This window comes from Sphingobium sp. LSP13-1-1.1 (genome assembly GCF_040676415.1).
In the GTDB taxonomy this organism is placed as follows: domain Bacteria; phylum Pseudomonadota; class Alphaproteobacteria; order Sphingomonadales; family Sphingomonadaceae; genus Sphingobium.
Genome location: NZ_JBEGHU010000007.1, coordinates 14,764 through 33,407, shown reverse-complemented (window position 1 = coordinate 33,407; position 18,644 = coordinate 14,764). Strand labels below are relative to the sequence as shown.

General features: G+C 66.7%; 19 protein-coding genes and 1 tRNA gene. 3 read left to right on the top strand and 17 right to left on the bottom strand.

Annotation, left to right across the window (positions count from 1 at the left end; genetic code table 11):
* The first annotated feature begins 8 nt into the window (after positions 1-8).
* Together MRBLSP13_RS06090 and folP are read left to right on the top strand one after the other, a co-directional pair.
* Positions 9-1,133, top strand: coding sequence for a site-specific DNA-methyltransferase (locus MRBLSP13_RS06090; protein WP_133654600.1), 1,125 nt, complete (start codon positions 9-11; stop codon positions 1,131-1,133).
* Between the two features lie 42 nt (positions 1,134-1,175).
* Positions 1,176-2,297: a dihydropteroate synthase gene (gene folP / locus MRBLSP13_RS06085; RefSeq protein ID WP_363753406.1), complete on the top strand. Its 1,122-nt coding sequence runs from the start codon at positions 1,176-1,178 to the stop codon at positions 2,295-2,297.
* A gap of 145 nt (positions 2,298-2,442) precedes the next feature.
* On the opposite strand, the gene MRBLSP13_RS06080 is transcribed toward folP, so the two are convergent.
* The 7 genes from MRBLSP13_RS06080 to MRBLSP13_RS06050 all read right to left on the bottom strand — a co-directional run bounded on the left by MRBLSP13_RS06080 (position 2,443) and on the right by MRBLSP13_RS06050 (position 8,095).
* The gene (locus tag MRBLSP13_RS06080; protein WP_166666446.1) at positions 2,443-3,360 is read right to left on the bottom strand and encodes an NAD-dependent epimerase/dehydratase family protein; all 918 of its coding nucleotides are present in this window, start codon (positions 3,358-3,360) and stop codon (positions 2,443-2,445) included.
* A 3-nt stretch (positions 3,361-3,363) separates the two neighbouring features.
* A complete protein-coding gene (gene proB / locus MRBLSP13_RS06075) occupies positions 3,364-4,494 on the bottom strand; it encodes a glutamate 5-kinase (protein WP_363753402.1) in 1,131 nt (376 codons plus the stop codon).
* 124 nt (positions 4,495-4,618) lie between these two features.
* The gene (gene obgE, locus MRBLSP13_RS06070; RefSeq protein WP_363753399.1) at positions 4,619-5,716 is read right to left on the bottom strand and encodes a GTPase ObgE; all 1,098 of its coding nucleotides are present in this window, start codon (positions 5,714-5,716) and stop codon (positions 4,619-4,621) included.
* A 124-nt stretch (positions 5,717-5,840) separates the two neighbouring features.
* Positions 5,841-6,431 carry a GNAT family N-acetyltransferase gene (locus tag MRBLSP13_RS06065; RefSeq protein WP_363735470.1) on the bottom strand — a complete coding sequence of 197 codons (591 nt, stop codon included), beginning with the start codon at positions 6,429-6,431 and terminating at the stop codon, positions 5,841-5,843.
* Positions 6,432-6,704: 273 nt separating this feature from the next.
* Positions 6,705-6,974 (bottom strand): 50S ribosomal protein L27, encoded by a 270-nt coding sequence (gene rpmA / locus MRBLSP13_RS06060; RefSeq protein WP_007683600.1) that lies wholly within the window; start codon positions 6,972-6,974, stop codon positions 6,705-6,707.
* A 30-nt stretch (positions 6,975-7,004) separates the two neighbouring features.
* A complete protein-coding gene (rplU, locus tag MRBLSP13_RS06055; protein ID WP_133654605.1) occupies positions 7,005-7,301 on the bottom strand; it encodes a 50S ribosomal protein L21 in 297 nt (98 codons plus the stop codon).
* Positions 7,302-7,456: 155 nt separating this feature from the next.
* Positions 7,457-8,095 (bottom strand): hypothetical protein, encoded by a 639-nt coding sequence (locus MRBLSP13_RS06050; RefSeq protein WP_363753396.1) that lies wholly within the window; start codon positions 8,093-8,095, stop codon positions 7,457-7,459.
* 68 nt (positions 8,096-8,163) lie between these two features.
* On the opposite strand from MRBLSP13_RS06050, the gene ybaL reads away from it, so the two are divergent.
* Entirely contained in the window at positions 8,164-9,816 is a 1,653-nt protein-coding gene (gene ybaL / locus MRBLSP13_RS06045; protein ID WP_363735463.1) for a YbaL family putative K(+) efflux transporter, read from the top strand.
* Between the two features lie 140 nt (positions 9,817-9,956).
* Here the strand turns inward: ybaL and MRBLSP13_RS06040 are convergent, their stop codons facing one another.
* From MRBLSP13_RS06040 to MRBLSP13_RS05995, 10 genes are all read right to left on the bottom strand, one after another.
* Positions 9,957-11,705, bottom strand: a complete 1,749-nt coding sequence (locus tag MRBLSP13_RS06040) for a DEAD/DEAH box helicase (protein ID WP_363735461.1) — start codon at positions 11,703-11,705, stop codon at positions 9,957-9,959.
* A 240-nt stretch (positions 11,706-11,945) separates the two neighbouring features.
* Entirely contained in the window at positions 11,946-12,644 is a 699-nt protein-coding gene (gene rplA, locus MRBLSP13_RS06035; protein WP_363735459.1) for a 50S ribosomal protein L1, read from the bottom strand.
* Between the two features lie 4 nt (positions 12,645-12,648).
* Positions 12,649-13,080, bottom strand: a complete 432-nt coding sequence (gene rplK / locus MRBLSP13_RS06030; RefSeq protein WP_007709087.1) for a 50S ribosomal protein L11 — start codon at positions 13,078-13,080, stop codon at positions 12,649-12,651.
* A gap of 189 nt (positions 13,081-13,269) precedes the next feature.
* Positions 13,270-13,806: a transcription termination/antitermination protein NusG gene (gene nusG / locus MRBLSP13_RS06025; protein WP_133654610.1), complete on the bottom strand. Its 537-nt coding sequence runs from the start codon at positions 13,804-13,806 to the stop codon at positions 13,270-13,272.
* 29 nt (positions 13,807-13,835) lie between these two features.
* Complete coding sequence (gene secE, locus MRBLSP13_RS06020) at positions 13,836-14,042, bottom strand: preprotein translocase subunit SecE (protein WP_133654611.1); 207 nt, start codon at positions 14,040-14,042, stop codon at positions 13,836-13,838.
* 171 nt (positions 14,043-14,213) lie between these two features.
* Positions 14,214-14,289, bottom strand: a tRNA-Trp gene (locus MRBLSP13_RS06015).
* Between the two features lie 98 nt (positions 14,290-14,387).
* On the bottom strand, positions 14,388-15,611 hold the full coding sequence (locus tag MRBLSP13_RS06010; protein ID WP_363735456.1) for a dihydroorotase: 1,224 nt from the start codon (positions 15,609-15,611) through the stop codon (positions 14,388-14,390).
* 97 nt (positions 15,612-15,708) lie between these two features.
* Positions 15,709-16,704 carry an aspartate carbamoyltransferase catalytic subunit gene (locus tag MRBLSP13_RS06005; protein ID WP_363753393.1) on the bottom strand — a complete coding sequence of 332 codons (996 nt, stop codon included), beginning with the start codon at positions 16,702-16,704 and terminating at the stop codon, positions 15,709-15,711.
* 67 nt (positions 16,705-16,771) lie between these two features.
* Complete coding sequence (locus MRBLSP13_RS06000; RefSeq protein WP_363753391.1) at positions 16,772-18,382, bottom strand: phytoene desaturase family protein; 1,611 nt, start codon at positions 18,380-18,382, stop codon at positions 16,772-16,774.
* Positions 18,383-18,389: 7 nt separating this feature from the next.
* Positions 18,390-18,614 carry a hypothetical protein gene (locus MRBLSP13_RS05995; protein ID WP_133654615.1) on the bottom strand — a complete coding sequence of 75 codons (225 nt, stop codon included), beginning with the start codon at positions 18,612-18,614 and terminating at the stop codon, positions 18,390-18,392.
* Between the last annotated feature and the right edge of the window lie 30 nt (positions 18,615-18,644).

Below are 18,644 nucleotides of genomic sequence, written 5' to 3'. Positions count from 1 at the left end.
GTCACGAAATGGGTGTCATGGAACGCGTCGCGCCGCGGCGGAAAAAGGCGGTTGCGCCCGTAGAGGTCGAGGCCGACCGGCTGCTGCGCGGTGACTGCATTGCTGAAATGGCGAAGCTGCCCGACGCGTGCATCGACATGATCTTCGCGGATCCGCCCTATAATCTCCAGCTTGGCGGCGACCTGTTCCGGCCCGAGGGCAGCCGGGTGGACGCGGTCGACAATGACTGGGACAAGTTCGACACGCTGGGTTCCTACGACCGCTTCACCAAGGCCTGGCTGCGGGAAGCGCGGCGCATATTGAAGCCCAACGGCACCATCTGGGTGATCGGCAGCTACCACAATATCTTCCGCGTCGGCACCGCGTTGCAGGATGAAGGCTTCTGGATCCTCAACGACATCATCTGGCGTAAATCCAACCCCATGCCCAATTTCAAGGGCACCCGCTTCACCAACGCGCATGAGACGCTGATCTGGGCGAGCCAGGGGGAGGACGCCAAATATACGTTCAACTACAAGGCGATGAAGACGCTGAACGACGAGTTGCAGATGCGTTCCGACTGGGTGCTGCCGATCTGCGGCGGGCAGGAGCGGCTGAAGCGCAACGGGACCAAGGCGCATCCGACGCAGAAGCCCGAGGCGCTGCTCTATCGCGTGATGCTGGCCTGCACCAAGCCGGGCGACGTGGTGCTTGATCCCTTTTTCGGCACCGGGACAACGGGGGCGGTCGCCAAGCGCCTGGGCCGCAGGTGGATCGGCATCGAGCGCGAGGATGATTATATCGAGGTCGCGCTGGAGCGGATCGAGGCGGCGTTGCCGCTCGATGAAAGCGCGCTGACCATCATGCAGACCGCGCGGCAGCAGCCCAAGGTGGCGTTCGGCACACTGGTCGAGACCGGCTATCTGCAACCCGGCGCGGTGCTGGTGGACGCACGGCGGCGCTGGCAGGCGGTGGTGCGGGCGGACGGTTCGCTGTCCGTGGGCGCGGATACCGGGTCGATCCACAAGATGGGCGCGACGTTGCAGGGCGCGCCGAGCTGCAACGGCTGGACCTTCTGGCATTGCGAGATAGAGGGCGTGTTGAAGCCGATCGACGCGCTGCGGCAGACCTATTTGTTGGCGAACGAGCCCTGAGGATCATCGGATGTTTCCGTTCGGGCTGAGCGGGGTTTGAACATGCTTTCCCAAATTCCCGCCGATGCGCGGCTTTATCTGCGTCCCACATGGTTCGTGTCGTCGCCTGTCGGCCTGGCCGAAGGATCGGCGGCGCGGATGGGCAATGGGCTGATCTGGTTCCAGGGCTATGAGCTGACCGCGCGAAAGGGCGGGCAGAAAGTGGCGCGGGCGACGGTGCCGGTCGCGACGTTCGACGATGTGGTGGCGGGCCTGCCCGAGCCCGTGGCGGAGCGGGCGCGGCTGTTGGCGGCCAATATCTCGGCGCCGCGGCAGCCCCTGATGCTGGGGGAACGCACCATCCGTTTCGACGCGCCGCAGGTGATGGCGATCCTCAACATCACGCCGGACAGCTTTTCCGACGGCGGCAAGCATATGGATGATCCGCAGGCAGCGGCCGATGCGGGCTTCGCCATGGCGGCGGCGGGGGCCGCGCTGATCGATGTGGGCGGGGAGTCCACCCGGCCCAGGGCGCCGCGCTTGTGGGAGGGGGATGAGATCGCCCGCGTCGTGCCGGTGATCGAAAGGCTGGCAGCGGCCGGCATTCCCATGTCCATCGACACGCGCAAGGCGGCGGTGATGGAGGCCGCGCTGGCCGCGGGAGCGGCGGTGGTCAACGATGTGAGCGCGCTGCGGCATGATCCCCGCGCCATGGACGTGGTGGTCGCGGGGGGATGCCCGGTCATCCTCATGCATGCGCCGTCGGCCGGCGATGATCCGCATGACAATGCGGGCGGCTATGGCGATGTCGTGGCCGATGTGTTCGACATGCTGGAGGAGCGGGTGGAGGCCTGTCTGGCGGCCGGGGTGCCGCGCGGGAAGATCATGGTCGATCCCGGACTGGGCTTTGGCAAGTCGCTTGCCGACAATCTGGCGCTGGTGAATGGCCTGGGGACCCTTCAGGGGCTGGGCGTGCCGTTGCTGTTCGCGGGCAGCCGCAAGCGCCTGATCGGGGCCCTGTCGAACGAGGCGCCGGCGGCCGAGCGGCTGGGCGGTTCGGTGGCCCTGGCGTTCCGCGCCGCCGAACTGGGCGCGCAGATGGTGCGGGTGCACGATGTGGCGGAAAGCGTGCAGGCGCTGCACCTTTGGCGCGGCCTGGCGGACGCGGGGTTGAGCGCCGTCTAGGACGGGTTTCGATCTGATCGAACCAGACCGCCGCTCTGGATTCTCTGTTTTCTGCGATTTCTTGACCAGCGATCGGTTCCGATCGCTTGGAAATCGCTCTGGAACGGCGTCCGCGCGCTGCCTTGAGCGGGCGCCGTTCCGATCGTCAGAGCCAGCCCTTCGCGCGATAGGCCTGGGCCGTCGCCTTCAATCCCTCTTCGGTCGGCACCTTGGGCACCCACAGCTTCCTGAGAGGTTGCTTGCGCTTCTTCACGACCCAATCGGGGTGGCAGAAATAATGGACCCGGTCGGGCGTCAGCTTCGCGTTCCTGCCGCGCACCAGCCGGTCAAGCCGCGCGCCCATGCCCAACAGCCAGGCTGGCGTCGCGAAGGCCCGGACCGGCCGTCCGACTGCGCGGCCGATCGCCTGCGCGAAGTCCATATGGTCCCAGCCGCCGGGCGTGCCGTCATCGACCTCATAGACATGGGTGAGGCTCTTCATGTCCTTTTCGACCGCCAGCGTCAGGAACAGGCGTGCAAGGTCGCTCACCTCGATCACCGACAGGCGTCCGCCAGGCGGCAGCAGCATGATCCCGCGCCGGGCCATGCGGAACAGTTCCAGCATTTCCCGGTCGCCCGGACCGTAGATGGCGGGCGGGCGGACGATGGTCCAGTCGAGGCCGCTTGCCTTCACGTGCCGCTCCGCCAGTTCCTTCGACCAGCCATAGTCCGAGAGCCCAGGCTCCCGCGCCGAGAGCGAGGACACGTGGATCAGCCGCCTGACGCCGCGCTGTCGCATAGCGTCGACCACCGCCATGGTGCCGCGGGCATTGCCCATTTCGAAGCCTTCGCGGTCGGGCGCGTTCACGACGCCGGCAATGTGGATGACCACATCGGCGTCGCGGACCAGCGTGTTGAGCGCCGCCCGGTCCTCCAGCGCGCCGGGCACCCATTTGAGATGGGCGCGGGGCGGCTGTGCGCGGCGGGTGATGGCGCTGACATGATGCCCCGCCGCCAGCGCCTGATTCAGCGTCTCGGCGCCGACGAAACCCGTCGCGCCCGTCATCGCAATGCGCAGGGACATGGATCAGACCATCGCCATATGATCGCGATGGACCAGCACGGATCGGGGCAGGTGCCCCAGCAGCGCGGCGATATCCTCACTGCGCTTGCCGGCGATGCGGGAGGCTTCCTCGCTGTCATATTCGATGAGGCCGCGAGCGATCACCCGTCCATCCTGCGCCAATATGTCGACCACGTCGCCACGGGCGAAAACGCCCTCGCACCGAGTCACGCCGGCCGGGAGCAGGCTGTTGCCGCGTCCCAGGGCCGCCTCTGCCCCGGCGTCGACCACGATCCGCCCGCGCACCGTCAGGCGCCCGGCCAGCCAGCCCTTTCGCGCGCCCCTGGCCTGCGCGGCGAGGAAGATCGACCCCTTGCCGCCATTCGCCCAGTGCGACAGCGGCGAATCCACCTTGCCGGAGATGATCGCCAGATGCGCGCCGGCCCCGGTTGCTATCCGCGCCGCCTCGATCTTGGAGGTCATGCCGCCCGATCCCATTCCGGACGCCGAACCGCCGTCCGCCATCCCGGCGATGCGCGCATCGATGCGCTCGATTGTCTCTATCAGCATGGCGTCCGCATCGACATGCGGGTTCGCCGTGTAAAGCCCGTCGACGTCCGACAGCAGCACAACTGCGTCAGCCCGTGCCGCCTGTCCGATGCGCGCCGCCAGCCGGTCATTGTCGCCAAAGCGGATCTCCGCCGTGGCGACGCTGTCATTCTCGTTCACGACCGGTACGACGTCGAGCGCCATCAGCCGTTCCAGCGTGGCCGACGCATTGAGATAGCGGCGGCGGTTTTCCAGATCGTCCAGCGTCACCAGCATCTGCGCCGCGGTGATGCCGTTTTCGTGGAGCAGGCTGGCCCAGCATTGCGACAGTGCGATCTGGCCAGTGGCGGCGGCCGCCTGCGCGTCCTCCAGCGAGCCGCGCCCGCCTCTGGGCAGCTTCAGCCGTCGTGCGCCAAGCGCGATCGCGCCGGAGGAGACGATGATGATCTGCTGCCCCGCCGTCTTGCGGGCCGCGATGTCGGCCACCAGCGTGCGCAGCCATGCCGTGCGCACTTCGCCCTGGGGATCGACGAGCAGCGCCGAGCCGATCTTGATGACGAGGCGGCGGATTTGCGGAGGGGGAAAGCCGGAGAGGGAGGGGGTCATTTATGTCTTCCTCCCCTCCCGCAGGCGGGAAGGGTTGGGGTGAACGCGAGCGAAGCGGGCCTTGGGTCCGGGGAGAGGTGATCAGCGCCGTTGCCCGGTACCATCGGCCTGAGGGAGGAGAGAATCAGAGGGGCGACCACGGCTTGTCGTCTTCTTCCACCCCATCTTCATCCTCATCCTCTTCGCCGGGGTGGTCCAGCAAGGGCAATACCGCGTCCAGCAGTGCCGGCACGCCTTCGCCGGTCGCGCCGGAGATGATGAACAGCTCCTCCACGCCTGCCTCTTCCTGGAGCTGGCCGGCAATGTCCTCCATCAGGTCCGGGCCCAGCAGGTCGCCCTTGTTGAGCGCCACGATCTGCGGCTTTTCGTCCAGGCCGCCGCCATAGGCCGCGAGTTCATCCTGGACGATGCGGAATTGTTCGATGGGGTCGTCGCCGGTCGCGTCGATCAGGTGCAGCAGCACCCGGCAACGCTCGACATGGCCCAGGAAGCGGTCGCCGATGCCGGCCCCCTCGGCCGCGCCCTCGATCAGGCCGGGAATGTCGGCCAGGACGAATTCCCGGTCGCGATGTAGCACCACGCCCAATTGCGGCTTTGTGGTGGTGAAGGCGTAGGCGCCGACCTTCGCCTTGGTGTTGGTGACCTGGTTGATGAAGGTGGACTTGCCCGCATTGGGCATGCCGACCAGCCCGACATCGGCCAGCAGCTTCAGCCGCAGCCATACCCACATTTCCTGCCCCGGCCAGCCCGTGCCATGTTGGCGCGGGGCGCGGTTGGTGCTGGTCTTGTAGGACAGGTTGCCGCGTCCGCCATCGCCGCCGCGCAGCAGCACGATGCGCTGGCCGACTTCGGTGAAGTCGGCCAGCAGTTCCTGCTCATATTCCATCGTGCCGTCCTCATCCTCGGTGCCGTCTATGGGCGTGGGATCGGACAGGATCTGCGTGCCGACCGGCACCTTGATGACGAGGTCGTCGCCGCCGGCGCCATAGCGGTTCTTGCCCATACCGGGCATGCCGCGCTGCGCCTTGAAATGTTGGGTGTAGCGGAAGTCGATCAGGGTGTTCAGTCCCGCCACCGCCTCGAAGATGATGTCGCCGCCCTTGCCGCCGTTGCCGCCGTCGGGACCGCCATATTCGACATATTTTTCGCGCCGGAAACTGACCGCGCCGGGACCGCCCCAGCCGGACTTGATGTAAATCTTCGCTTGATCAAGAAAATGCATCGCGCGCCCATAGCGGTTTATGCGGCGGAATTAAACAGGGGCGCGGCAAAAGCGGCCGCTTCTTCCAAAACACTGTCGGGCTGGGGGGAAGGCGGCGCAAAGCCGCCCTCCCGGCCGCAAGGGGTCAGGCCGCCAGAGCGGGCAGCGAATCGCCGTAAAGATCCATCGACGAATCCGTCATCATGGGGATTGCGCGCCCTTCCTCAGCGACGCCCTGCTCGAAGATCAGGCAGTCGGCCGCCGCGCCGCGAGCGAGGCTGAAGCGCCTTTCCGTCTTTCCCCTGTAGTGGAAGCCGATCTTGCGCAGGACGTTGCCGGACGCCGGATTGTCCACGAAATGGGCGGCGCGCGTGTCGCGGACGCCCGAGGCGCGGGCCATGCACATGACGGCGCTGGCTGCCTCGGTCGCGAAGCCGAGCCCCCAATAGGGGCGGGCGATCCAATAGCCCAGTTCGACCGCGCCATCCTGCGCCCTGTGGAGGCCGCAGCCGCCCACCAGGCGCGGCGCGCCCTTGGTACGGGTGAAGGCGAGCAGGTTGGGCAGGCGCAGGTCCTGCGGCTGGGCCAGGAATGCCTCCGCATCGGCCAGGCCATAGGCGGCCGGCGCGCGGGCCAGATTGCGCAGGACGGCTGGGTCGCCGATTGCGTCGGCAAGGGCGCGGGCATCTTCCATCCAGCCAGGCCGCAGCAACAGGCGGGGGGTACGGGCGAACATCGAAAGTCTCCTAATCTCCGGCGCGCCAATGACCGTGAAAAGTTACGGCTTGACGACTGTCTTCTCTGGCTGGGCCCCGCCCGCATGACGCGCGAGAAAGGCCACGGTTCCAGAGAGTTGAGGGAAATTCAGGGGAGACGGCTTTTGATACGAAAAGGGGCGCTCCCGGAAGGGGCGCCCCTTGTTTCCCTCGAACACTGGCGGTCTGGCCAAAAGCCGTTCCGTCAGGAGGATCGCCCCGATTGCGAGGGACGATCCGTCATCGATCGTCCGTTATTCGGCTGCTTCGGCCATGGCGTCGACCGACACATATTTGCGGCCGAGCTTGCCGGTGTGGAATACCACGCGGCCTTCACCCAGCGCGAACAGCGTGTGGTCCTTGCCCATGCCGACATTGCGGCCGGGATAGACGCGGGTGCCGCGCTGGCGAATGATGATGTTGCCGCCGATCACTTCCTGACCGCCGAACTTCTTCACGCCAAGGCGCTTCGATTCCGAATCGCGACCGTTGCGCGACGAACCGCCAGCTTTCTTATGTGCCATGACTTAAACTCCTCGTGACTTTGCTGCGGCTCAGGCGATCGACACGATCTTGAGGATCGTGTGATTCTGGCGATGGCCGTTGCGACGACGGTAGTTGTGCCGACGGCGCTTCTTGAAAACGATGACCTTCTCGCCCTTCGCCTGCGCGATGATTTCGGCGGCGACGGTCAGCTTGGCTGCGTCCTTCACGTCGCTGCCTTCGCCGGCGAACAGGACGTCATCCAGCGTCACCTTGTCGCCAGCCTCACCGGCCAGCTTCTCGACGACGATCTTGTCTCCGGCGGCGACGCGATATTGCTTGCCGCCCGTGCGCACGACTGCGAACATGGCTCTTCTCTTCTCGTTCAAATCTGCTTTACGCAGATCGTCGAGGGACTATGCCCTGTTGGACCCGCGCGGGAATGTGGCCCGCTACTGGAATGACTCGCCCATGTCAACCGGCAAGCGCGGCATTCGGGGCTGGTTTTTGGCCTGGTCCGTCCCTATCTTCGCCCAGCGCAGGGCCAGCGGACGGCCAGCGAAGGGATAGCATCACGGATGACGCCAGCGCCATACAGGAATGAAGCCTTGGCGGGCCGGTTGTTGTTCATCCTGACATTGTGGCTGTCGCTGAGCGTCGCCCTGTTGAGCGCACTCGCGCCCCTGGGGCCGCCGTCCAGCCGGTTCACTGGCTCCGCCTTCAATCCGGCCACCACCAGCGTGGTGTTGAAGGCCCGCGCCCATGCCAGTCCCGTTGCCATGCAGGCAATGGAGCCGGATGACGACGGAAGGGCGTCGTGGCCGACGTTCGCCGTGGGCGTGCCGGGGGTCGTGGCGATGCTGCTGGCTGTCGTCCTGCCATATGCCGGCAACCGATTCCCGCGTTCCTCCTTCTCCTTCCCGCCCTTGCGCCTGCTGTCCCGCCAACGGGCGCGGGCGCCTCCTGTTCTTTCCTGACGCATCGTTTCCAGGCCGCCGTTGCGGCCGCCGTCAGGAAAAAGGAGCCTCTTCATGACCCGCAGAAGATCGCGACGCGGCGGCACCAGGCCGTCCCGCCGCCGTCCGCCATGGTGGTTCATGCCCGCCGTCATGGCGGGATTGGGCGCGGCCGGCGCCTTGTTGTCGGCGGCGATGCTGACCATCGCTGAATGAATATGATATGCCGCCGATGGAGGAAGCCCCTCCGTCGGCGGCCAGGGAAAGACACTCCATGCCCCATCACACGCCCCTGATCGGAACGATCGTCGCGGGCCTTGTCGTTGCCTTTGTCATGGGCGCCATCGCCCATCGCCTGAAATTATCGCCGCTCGTCGGCTATCTGGTCGCCGGCATCATCGTCGGGCCGTTCACGCCGGGCTTCGTCGCCAATGCCAGCCTGGCCAATGAGCTGGCGGAAATCGGCGTCATCCTGCTGATGTTCGGCGTCGGCCTGCATTTCTCCCTGCGTGACCTGCTGTCGGTGAAGAACATCGCCGTGCCCGGCGCGATTGGCCAGATCGCCGTGGCGACGCTGATGGGCATGGGCCTGGCGCATGTCATGGGCTGGCCGCTGCTCGGCGGGCTGGTCTTCGGCCTTGCGCTGTCGGTGGCGAGCACGGTCGTTCTGCTGCGCGCCCTGCAGGGGGCGGACCTGGTGGAAACCCGCAGGGGCCGGATCGCCGTGGGATGGCTGATCGTCGAGGATCTGGTGATGGTGTTGGCGCTGGTGCTGCTCCCTGCGCTTGCCGGCGTCATGAACAATGCCGATGCGTCGGGCGGGGCGGCGGCCCTGCTGGCGCCGCTGCTGGGCACGCTGCTGAAGGTCGCGGGCTTCGTCGCGCTGATGCTGGTGGTTGGCCGGCGCGTCATTCCCTGGGCGCTGCACTGGGTCGTCCATAGCGGATCGCGCGAGCTGTTCCGCCTCGCCGTCCTGGCGATCGCGCTGGGCGTCGCCTTTGGCGCGGCGGTTGCCTTCGACGTGTCCTTTGCGCTCGGGGCCTTCTTCGCCGGCATGATCCTGGGCGAGACGCCGCTCAGCCGCCGTGCGACCGAGGAGACGCTGCCGCTGCGGGATGCCTTTGCGGTGCTTTTCTTCGTCTCGGTCGGCATGCTCTTCAATCCGGCGGTGCTGGTCGAGCAGCCGCTGCCGTTGCTGGTCACGGTGGCGATCATCATCGTCGGCAAGTCGATCGCCGCCTTCGCCATCGTCCGCGCCTTCGGTCATCCGGGCGACACGGCGCTCACCATCGCGGCAAGCCTGGCGCAGATCGGGGAATTCTCCTTCATCCTGGCATCATTGGGCACGGGGCTGGGGGTGTTGCCGGCCGAGGCGCGCGACCTGATCCTTGCCGGCGCGATCGTGTCGATCTTTCTCAATCCGCTGATCTTCTCGCTCATCGTGCGCGGGCACAAGCAGGAGGAGGTCGAGGAAGAGGCGCAGGCGGAAAGGGCTAAGGCCAAGGCAAGCATCGGCCCACGCATCGGCCATGTCATCCTGGTCGGCTATGGCCGGGTGGGGAAGCTGATCGCGGATCGACTGGCCGAGAAGGGCGCGCATTTCGTGGTGGTCGAGGCAGATGCCGACCGGGCGGAGGAGGCGGAGGAAGCGGGCCTCACGGTCGTGCGCGGCAGCGCGCTGGAGGACCGGCACCTGCGGGCGGCGGGCATAATCGAGGCGCGGCGCTTGCTGATCGCCGTGCCTGAAGGGTTTGAGGGCGGCGCGATCCACGAACATGCGCGTCATCTCAATCCCGACCTTCAGGTCATCGCCCGCGCCCATTCCGATGCGGAGGTCAAGCATCTGGAGGGGCTGGGCGTACCCCATGTGGTGATGGGGGAGAGGGAACTCGCGGCGCGGATGCTGTCGCTCTGCGGTGCGGGCTAGAGCGACGCGGGTCAAGACGAGAGAGCGTTTCCACTCATGATGGAAACGCTCCAGAGGCCGATCGCCTGGAAATCGCTCCATGGACCGGCATCTGAAGCTCGTCGACACTGTGGGGCAGGTGTCGGACGAGCTTCATCTCTTCAGCCTCTCGGCTTGCGTGGGCCGCTCTTGCGCGGGCCGCCCTTGAAGGGTCGCGCGCCATAAGCGGGCTGTGGTCCGCGCCCTTCATTGGGGCGGCCTTTGCCGCGCGGGCCGCCGTCGCGCCGATTCTCGCGCGCCATTTCGCGGGGCTTGCCCTCGATCTGTTCGATCGCGACTTCCGCCCCCTCGTCGCTTGCCTGCCCGGTGCGTTTCACCGCGCCGATGAACTTCGCCGCGATGGCGGAGGGGATTTCGAACATCGTTTCATTGGCGGCGATGCGGATCGCGCCGATTTCCTGCCGCGACACATGGCCGCGGCGGCAGATCAGCGGCAATATCCAGCGCGGATCGGCGTTCTGGTTGCGGCCGATGTCCATGCGGAACCAGACCGTATCCTCAAAGCCCGGACGCGGCCCGTCGCGTCGCGCGGGTGCCTCGCTCGCGTCCAGCAGTTCCTCCGGGGCGGGGAGGGCGGCACGGGCGCTCCTCACCAGCATGGCGGCGATTTCCTTGGGCGATTTTTCGGCCAGCAGCTCTGCCCCCAGGGCCCAGTCCTGCTCGTCGAGTTCGGCACGCTCCATCAGCTTCTCGCGCAGGCGCGCATTGTCCTGCTCCTGGATCGCTTCCTTGCCGGGCGGGGTGCCCCATTCGACCGGGATCTTCGCGCCGCGCAGCATGGATTCGACCCTCCGGCGGCGCGGATAGGGGACGATCAGCACGGCCGTGCCCTTCTTGCCGGCGCGGCCGGTGCGGCCGGAGCGGTGCTGCATCGTTTCCGCGTCGCGCGGGATTTCGACATGGACGACGAGGCTGAGATTGGGGAGGTCGATGCCGCGCGCGGCCACGTCGGTGGCGACGCAGACCCGCGCCCGGCGGTCGCGCAGCGCCTGGAGCGCGTGGTTGCGCTCATTCTGGCTGTGCTCGCCCGACAGCGCCACCGCCGCGAAGCCGCGTTCCGTCAGGCTGGCGTGCAGGTGCCGGACATTGTCGCGGGTGGCGCAGAAGAGGATCGCCGTCTCCGCCTCATGATAGCGCAGCAGGTTGACCACCGCATTTTCGATATCGGCGGGCGCGACCGTCACCGCCTGGTAGCTGATGTCGCCATGGCCGCGTTCATCGCTGACCGTGGAGATGCGCAGTGCGTCCTTCTGGTAGCGCTTGGCCAGCGCCACGATCGGCTTGGGCATGGTGGCGGAGAAAAGGAGCGTGCGGCGGTTGTCGGGCGCGCCGTCGAGAATCTCCTCCAGATCCTCGCGGAAGCCCATGTCGAGCATTTCGTCCGCTTCGTCGAGCACCACCGTCTTGATGGCGGACAGGTCGAGCGCGCCGCGTTCCAGATGATCGCGCAGGCGGCCCGGGGTGCCGACGACGATATGCGCGCCTTGCGAAAGCGCGCGGCGTTCCTTGGCGGCGTCCATGCCGCCCACGCAGGTGGTGATGCGGGCGCGGGCCTCGCCATAGAGCCATTCCAGTTCGCGCGCGACCTGAAGCGCCAGTTCGCGGGTCGGCGCGATCGCCAGCGCCAGCGGCCGGGCGGCGACGGGCAGGCGGTTCTGGTCGCCCAGCAGTTCGGTTGCCATGGCAAGGCCGAAGGCGACCGTCTTGCCCGATCCGGTCTGGGCCGAGACGATGAGGTCGCGGCCTTCGGCTTCGGTCTGGGTGACCTCTGCCTGCACGGGCGTCAGGCTTTCATAGCCTTTCCGCGTCAGCGCGTCGGACAGGAGGGCAGGGAGGTGTTCGAAAGACATTTCTATTTCCATCGGTAAAGCGACCCGCCATTCCCGACGGATACATGATGACCTGTTTGTCGCTTCAGCCGATGCGGAAGCCGGGGCGGAAGGTCACTCGCCCCGAAGTTCACACCGTCCTTTGGCGATTCCGCCGAAGGTCACGGTGCCCTCCCCGCAAGGGGAGAATAGCCCAAATAAGAAGGCCGCCTTCCCCCGCAAAGAGGGAAGGCGGCCCCTTTTTCTCTCATCCGCGAGGGATCAGACCGAAGCGACTTCCGCCACGTCGACCTTTACGCCCGGGCCCATCGAGGACGACAGGGCGATCTTGCGGACATATTTGCCCTTCGAACCCGACGGCTTCGCCTTGACGATCGCGTCGACGAAGGCGTCGAAATTCTTGCGCAGGTCCTCGGCCGAGAAGCTGGCCTTGCCGAGGCCGGCGTGGATGATGCCGGCCTTTTCGACGCGGAATTCGATCTGGCCGCCCTTGGCAGCCTTGACCGCTTCGGCGACGTTCGGGGTGACGGTGCCCAGCTTCGGGTTCGGCATCAGGCCCTTGGGACCCAGAACCTTACCCAGGCGACCGACCAGACCCATCATGTCGGGAGTGGCGATCACACGCTGGAAGTCGATATTGCCGGCCTGGATCGAGTCCAGCAGGTCTTCTGCACCCACGATATCGGCGCCAGCGGCGGTCGCGGCTTCAGCCTTGTCGCCACGGGCGAACACGGCGACGCGCACGTCCTTGCCGGTGCCGGCGGGCAGGGTCACGACGCCGCGGACCATCTGGTCGGCGTGACGCGGATCGACGCCCAGGTTGATCGCGATTTCGACGCTTTCGTCGAACTTGGCGGTCGCGTGGGTCTTGATGAGGCCCAGCGCCTCGTCGACGCCGTGCAGCTTTTCGCGGTCAACGGCAGCGGCCAGGACCTTCGCCTTTTTCGTCAGCTTTGCCATGATCTCAGCCCTCCACCACTTCGAGGCCCATCGCGCGGGCGGAGCCTTCGATGATCTTCGTCGCCGCGTCGATATCGTTCGCGTTCAGGTCAACCATCTTGGCCTGCGCGATTTCGGCGAGCTGGGCGCGGGTGATCTTGCCGGCGACGACCTTGCCCGGTTCCTTGGAGCCGGACTTGAGGTTCACGGCCTTCTTGATGAGGTAGGTGGCGGGCGGCTGCTTCGTCACGAAGCTGAACGAACGGTCCGCATAGACGGTAATGATGGTCGGCAGCGGCGTGCCCTTTTCCATCTTTTCCGTCGAGGCGTTGAACGCCTTGCAGAATTCCATGATGTTCACACCGCGCTGACCCAGCGCCGGACCGATCGGCGGCGAGGGGTTGGCGGCTCCAGCGGGCACCTGGAGCTTGATATAGCCCGTAATCTTCTTGGCCATTTTCACTCACTCTGTTGCTGGTGGATTTGCGAGCAAATCCACCGGTTCAAGTTTAGCGGTCAAGCAGCGGACTTAACATCCGCCTCCCGCACTTACCCTTGTCATCATCCCGGTGAAGGCCGGGACCTCAGGCCGCAAGGGAACGGCGTGAAGGCACGAAACCCCGGCCTGCGCCGGGGTGACGTGAAATCATTTGGACAGTTCGACCTGCTCGAAGTCCAGTTCGACCGGGGTGGCGCGGCCGAAGATCGACACGGACACCTTGACCCGGTTCTTTTCGAAATCCAGCTCCTCGACCGTGCCGTTGAAGCTGGCGAAGGGGCCGTCCAGCACCTTGACGCTGTCGCCGATCTCGTAATCGACGTTGATCTTGTGCTTGGGCGCGGCCTCTGCCGCCTTCTGCGCGCCGAAATAGCGGGCGGCGTCCGCCTCGCTGATGGCCTGCGGCTTGCCGCTCGACCCCAGGAAGCCCGTCACCTTCGGCGTGTTCTTGACGAGGTGATAGATGTCGTCGTTCATCGCCAGCTTGGCGAGGACATAGCCGGGCATGAACTTGCGCTCGACCTGCACCTTCTTGCCGCGCTTTACCTCCGTCACGGTCTCGGTGGGGACTTCCACCTGCTCGACCAGCTGGGAGAGGCCCATGCGCTCGGCTTCGGACAGGATCGATTCCTTGACCTTGTTCTCGAAGCCCGAATAGGCGTGGATGATGTACCAGCGCGCCATGTTACCGTCTCAAACTCCCGTTTAGGCCGTTATGCCTGGCCGGCGGCGAACGCCAGCAGCCACTGGACGACCGCGCCGAAGAAGGTGTCGATGCCGAAGAAGAACAGGCCCAGCAGCGAGGTCATGATGACCACCATCACGCCGGTCATGATCGTTTCGCGGCCGGTGGGCCACACGATCTTCGACGCTTCGGTCTTCACCTGATTGACGAATTCGCCCGGAGAAACCTTCGCCATCGCCTGCCTCAAAACCCTTCGAACAAACACCAAAGCGCGAAGCAACAGTCCGCCCTCCCGATCCCGCCCTGTTTGGCGTCCGGGGGTGCGGCCGCGCTTCGCGACCCATGCTTCGTCAAGCGCAGCTAGCCGCGAAACCCCGATATTTCAAGGGGTCGCGGCCAGTTCGCCTGGCAGGAGTGGAGGGACTCGAACCCCCGGCATTCGGTTTTGGAGACCGACGCTCTACCAACTGAGCTACACTCCTGCACTGGCCGGGGCCAGCGAAGGAGGGCGCTTTAGCGTGGCATGCCGGGGAGAGCAAGCGGGAAACTGAGCGCATGTTCCGATCGCCTGGAAATCGCCCTAGAGGAAATTGCCGCCCTTCATGATGCGCCGCACGCGTCCCTGCACGGGCATGCGGTCGAACGGCGTGTTCCCGGCCTGTGCAGCCATCTTTCCCGAATCCACGATCCAGGGCGCGTCCGGATCGACGAAGATCAGGTCCGCTGCGCTGCCCGCCGCGAAGCTGCCGCCATTGACGCCCAATATCCGCGCCGGATTGGCGCTGAGCAGCATCATCAGCCGGTTGAGCGTCACATGCCCGTCCCGCACCAGGTTGAGCGAGAGGGCGAGCAGCGTTTCGGCACCCGCCATGCCGGGGGCGGCGTCGGCGAAGGGGAGGCGCTTGTCCTCCGGCCCGCGGGGATCGTGGCTGGACGTGATGACGTCGACGGTGCCGTCGGCGACCGCGGCGATGGTGGCCCTTCGGTCATCCTCCGACCGCAGCGGCGGAGAGAGCCGGGCGAAGGTGCGGAAGTCCGTCACGGCATTGTCGGAGAGGAAGAGATAGGCCGGGCTGATGCCGCAGGTGACCTTGAGGCCCTCTGCCTTGGCCGCGCGGATCAGGTCGAAACCGGCGCCGGTCGTCACCAGCCGGAAATGGATCGCGCCGCCCGTCGCCCGCGCCAGCATGATGTCGCGGGCGATGGCCATCGCCTCTGCGCAGGCGGGCGCGTGGGGCAGGCCGAGCCGCGTCGCCGTCTCGCCGCTGGTCGCCACCGCCTTGCCCGTCAGGCCGCTGTCCTCCGCATGGGTGATGACGGTGAGGCCAAGGCCCGAGGCATAGGAGAGCACGCGCATCATCACGCCTGAATCGGCGATCCACTGGCGTCCGGTGCCGACCGCCCTTGCCCCTGCCGCCTGCATCATGCCGATCTCGGCCAGTTCGGCGCCCTTGAGGCCGCGCGTTGCCGCCGCGATGGGGTGGACCCAGAAGTCGGGCTTGCCCGCGCGCGTCGCCTGGCGGATGAGGCCGGCATCGTCCAGGGGCGAGGATTGATCCGGCATCAGCGCTGCGCGGGTGATGCCGCCGAAGTGGAAGGCGGGCTTGTCGGTGGCAAAGACGCCGAGGTCGATCAGTCCGGGCGCGACGACGAGGCCGGCTGCATCGATGGTTTCCGCATCGGCCGGGACGGCGACATCGCCCGCCGCCGCGATGCGGTCATCCTCGATCAGGATGATGCCGGGCGAGAGGTCCGTGGCGGCAGGGTCTGCCAGCTTGCCGTTGATGATGGCGATTCTGGTCATCGGGCTGCGCTCCATCCCCTTGGCTTTCCGAGGGGCTGTTCCTGAAGGGGAATGCCGGGCTTCGACAGGGTCGGCCCCAGTGGCGGGACAGGGGTTTTCATGCCCAGCCCTCCACGCCGCGCGCGCCACGGGTCAGCACGTCCAGGCAGGCCATGCGGATGGCGACGCCCATCTCCACCTGCTCCGTGATCGCGGAGCGTTCCGGGTGGTCGGCGACGACGCTGGCGATCTCCACGCCCCGGTTCATCGGGCCGGGATGCATGACCAGCGCGTCGGGCCGGGCGATCGCCAGCCGTTCCAGCGTCAGCCCGTAGAGCATGTGATATTCGCGGGCGGAGGGAATGAAGGCGCCGTCCATCCGCTCATTCTGGAGCCGCAGCATCATGACGACGTCCGCGCCGTCCAGCCCTTCGTCCATGCGATGGCAGGGCGTGGCGCCCAGCATCTCGACCTCTGGCGGCATCAGCGTCGGCGGGGCGACCGCGCGGACCTGCGCGCCGAGCGCGGCGAGGCAGAGCATGTTCGAGCGCGCCACCCGGCTGTGCAGGACATCGCCGCAAATCGCGACGACCAGCCCCTCGAACCCGCCCTTGCGCCGGCGGATGGTGAGGGCGTCGAGCAGCGCCTGGGTCGGGTGCTGGTGCCAGCCGTCGCCTGCGTTCAGCACCGGGCAGTCGACCTTGTCCGCGATCAGCGCGACCGCGCCCGAACTGGCGTGGCGGATGACGATCACGTCGGCGGCCATGGCGTTCAGCGTCATGGCGGTGTCGATCAGCGTTTCGCCCTTCTTCACGCTGGACTGGCCGGCGTGCATGTTGACGACGTCCGCGCCCAGCCGCTTGCCCGCGATTTCGAAGGACAGCAGGGTGCGCGTGCTGTTTTCGAAAAAGGCGTTGATCTGGGTCATGCCCGCCAGCCGGTCGTCATGCTTGCGCGCGCCGCCCCGGTTGCTCCTTGCCCAATGTTCCGCCTCGTCTAGCAGGAAACGGATTTCCCAGGGCTTGAGGTCGGCGATGGACAGCAGGTGCCGATGCGGAAACAACGCCCGGCCGGTCAGGTCGGGCGGGGCGGAGGAAACGGTGATGTCGGGCATGAGCCCACCCTTTAGGCGAGGGTGGGGGACAGGGCAAGTATGCTCCCCCTTTCCTTCCCCCGCGCGGTCAGCCCCGGCCGAGCCAGCGGCCGAGCAGCGTGCCGTCCTTCAAGACCTCCCGTGCGGCATTATGCCCCGGCGCGCCGGTCACCCCGCCGCCCGGATGCGTGCCCGCGCCGCACATGTAGAGGCCCTTCAATGGTCCGCGATAGGCGCCGTGGCCCAGGACCGGGCGAGCCGCCCAGAGCTGGTCCAGGGTCATGTTGCCATGCATGATGTCGCCGCCGACCAGACCGAATTTCCGTTCCAGGTCGAGCGGGGAGAGGATGTCCCGCGCGATCACCGATCGGGCGAAGCCGGGCGCATGCGCGTCGACCGTCGCGATGATGTGATCCGCTGCCGCCTCTCGCTCCTCATCCCAGCTGCGGCCGTCGGGAAGGACCGGCGCGAATTGCTGGCAGAAGAGGCTGGCCACATGGCATCCGGGCGGGGCGAGGCTTTCGTCCACGGTCGAGGGGATCAGCATCTCGACGATCGGCTGGCGCGACCAGCCCTCGCGCTTCGCGTCCATATAGGCGCGGTCCATATAGTCGAGCGTCGGCGCGATGGTGATGCCCGACTGGTGATGTTCGCCCACGCCGGGCAGGCAGGTGAAGTCGGGCAGGGACGACAGCGCGACATTCATGCGGAAGGTGCCCGATGCCGCCTTGAACCCGCGGATACGCTTCAGGAAATCCTGCGGCAGGTCGGCCGGGTCCATCAGCCGCTCATAGAGCAGTTTGGGGCCGACATTGGCGATGATCGCCCGGCCCATCACTTCCTCGCCGCTTTCCAGCCGCACGCCCACGGCGCGCGCGCCGTCGACCAGCACGGACGCGACCGGCGCCTCCAGGCTGATTTCCACCCCCAGGTTGCGCACGACCTGGGCCATGATGCGGGTGATCGTGCCCATGCCGCCGACGCTGTGGCCCCAGGCGCCCTTCTTCCCGTTCACCTCCCCGAAGACATGGTGCAGCAGCACATAGGCGCTGCCCGGCGCATCGGGCGAGGCGTAGTTGCCCACCACAGCGTCGAAGCCGAAGGCGGCCTTCACCGCCTCGCTCTCGAACCAGCCGTCGAGGAAGCCGCGCGCCGAGCGGGTGAACAGTTCGAGCACGTCCCGCTGCTGTTCCAGCGTCAGCCCGCCGATCCGCCGGCCCTGCCGGAGCGCGGCGGCGATCATCGCCAGCCCGTCGCCTGCATTGGGAGGTGTGCGCAGCGTCATGTCGCGCAACAGGTCGGCGACGACCTCCAGCGCGTCATAATAAGCGGGGAGGGTGGCTGCATCCCTGCTGCTGAACTTCGCGAACTCCGCCTGCGTCCGTTCCAGCCCGCCGCCCAGCTTCAGATAGCGGCCGTCCGGCTGGGGGAAGAAGTTGCTGATCGGCCGTTCGAGCACGCGATAGCCATGTTCGGCCAGCGCCATGTCGCGGATGACCTGGGGGTGGAGCAGGCTGACCGTGTAGCTGGCCACGGAATTGCGGAAGCCGGGGTGGAATTCCTCCGTCACGGCGGCGCCGCCGACAATGGCGCGCCGTTCGACTATCCGCACCCGGTACCCGGCGCGCGCCAGATAGAAGGCGCAGACCAGGCCGTTATGGCCGCCGCCGATGATGACCGCGTCATAGGCCCTGGTCATGCCGGCTTCATCCCGCGGCCGCTGCGCGCTGCAGCCGCGTCACGCCTGGCTGCGCGGGATATTTGTCGAAAGTGAGCCACGGCCCGGCATAGGGCGAAAGCGGCCACCGCTCATCCCCCGCATAAGGTATGCGGGAGAAGAAATGCCGACGGGTCCGTTCCGCGCATCGGGAATGGATGGCATGCAGCGCCCATGCCGCGTCGGAACACGCCTCCAGCATGCCATATTTCACTATCTTAGCCCCACCCAAGCTGACACGTTT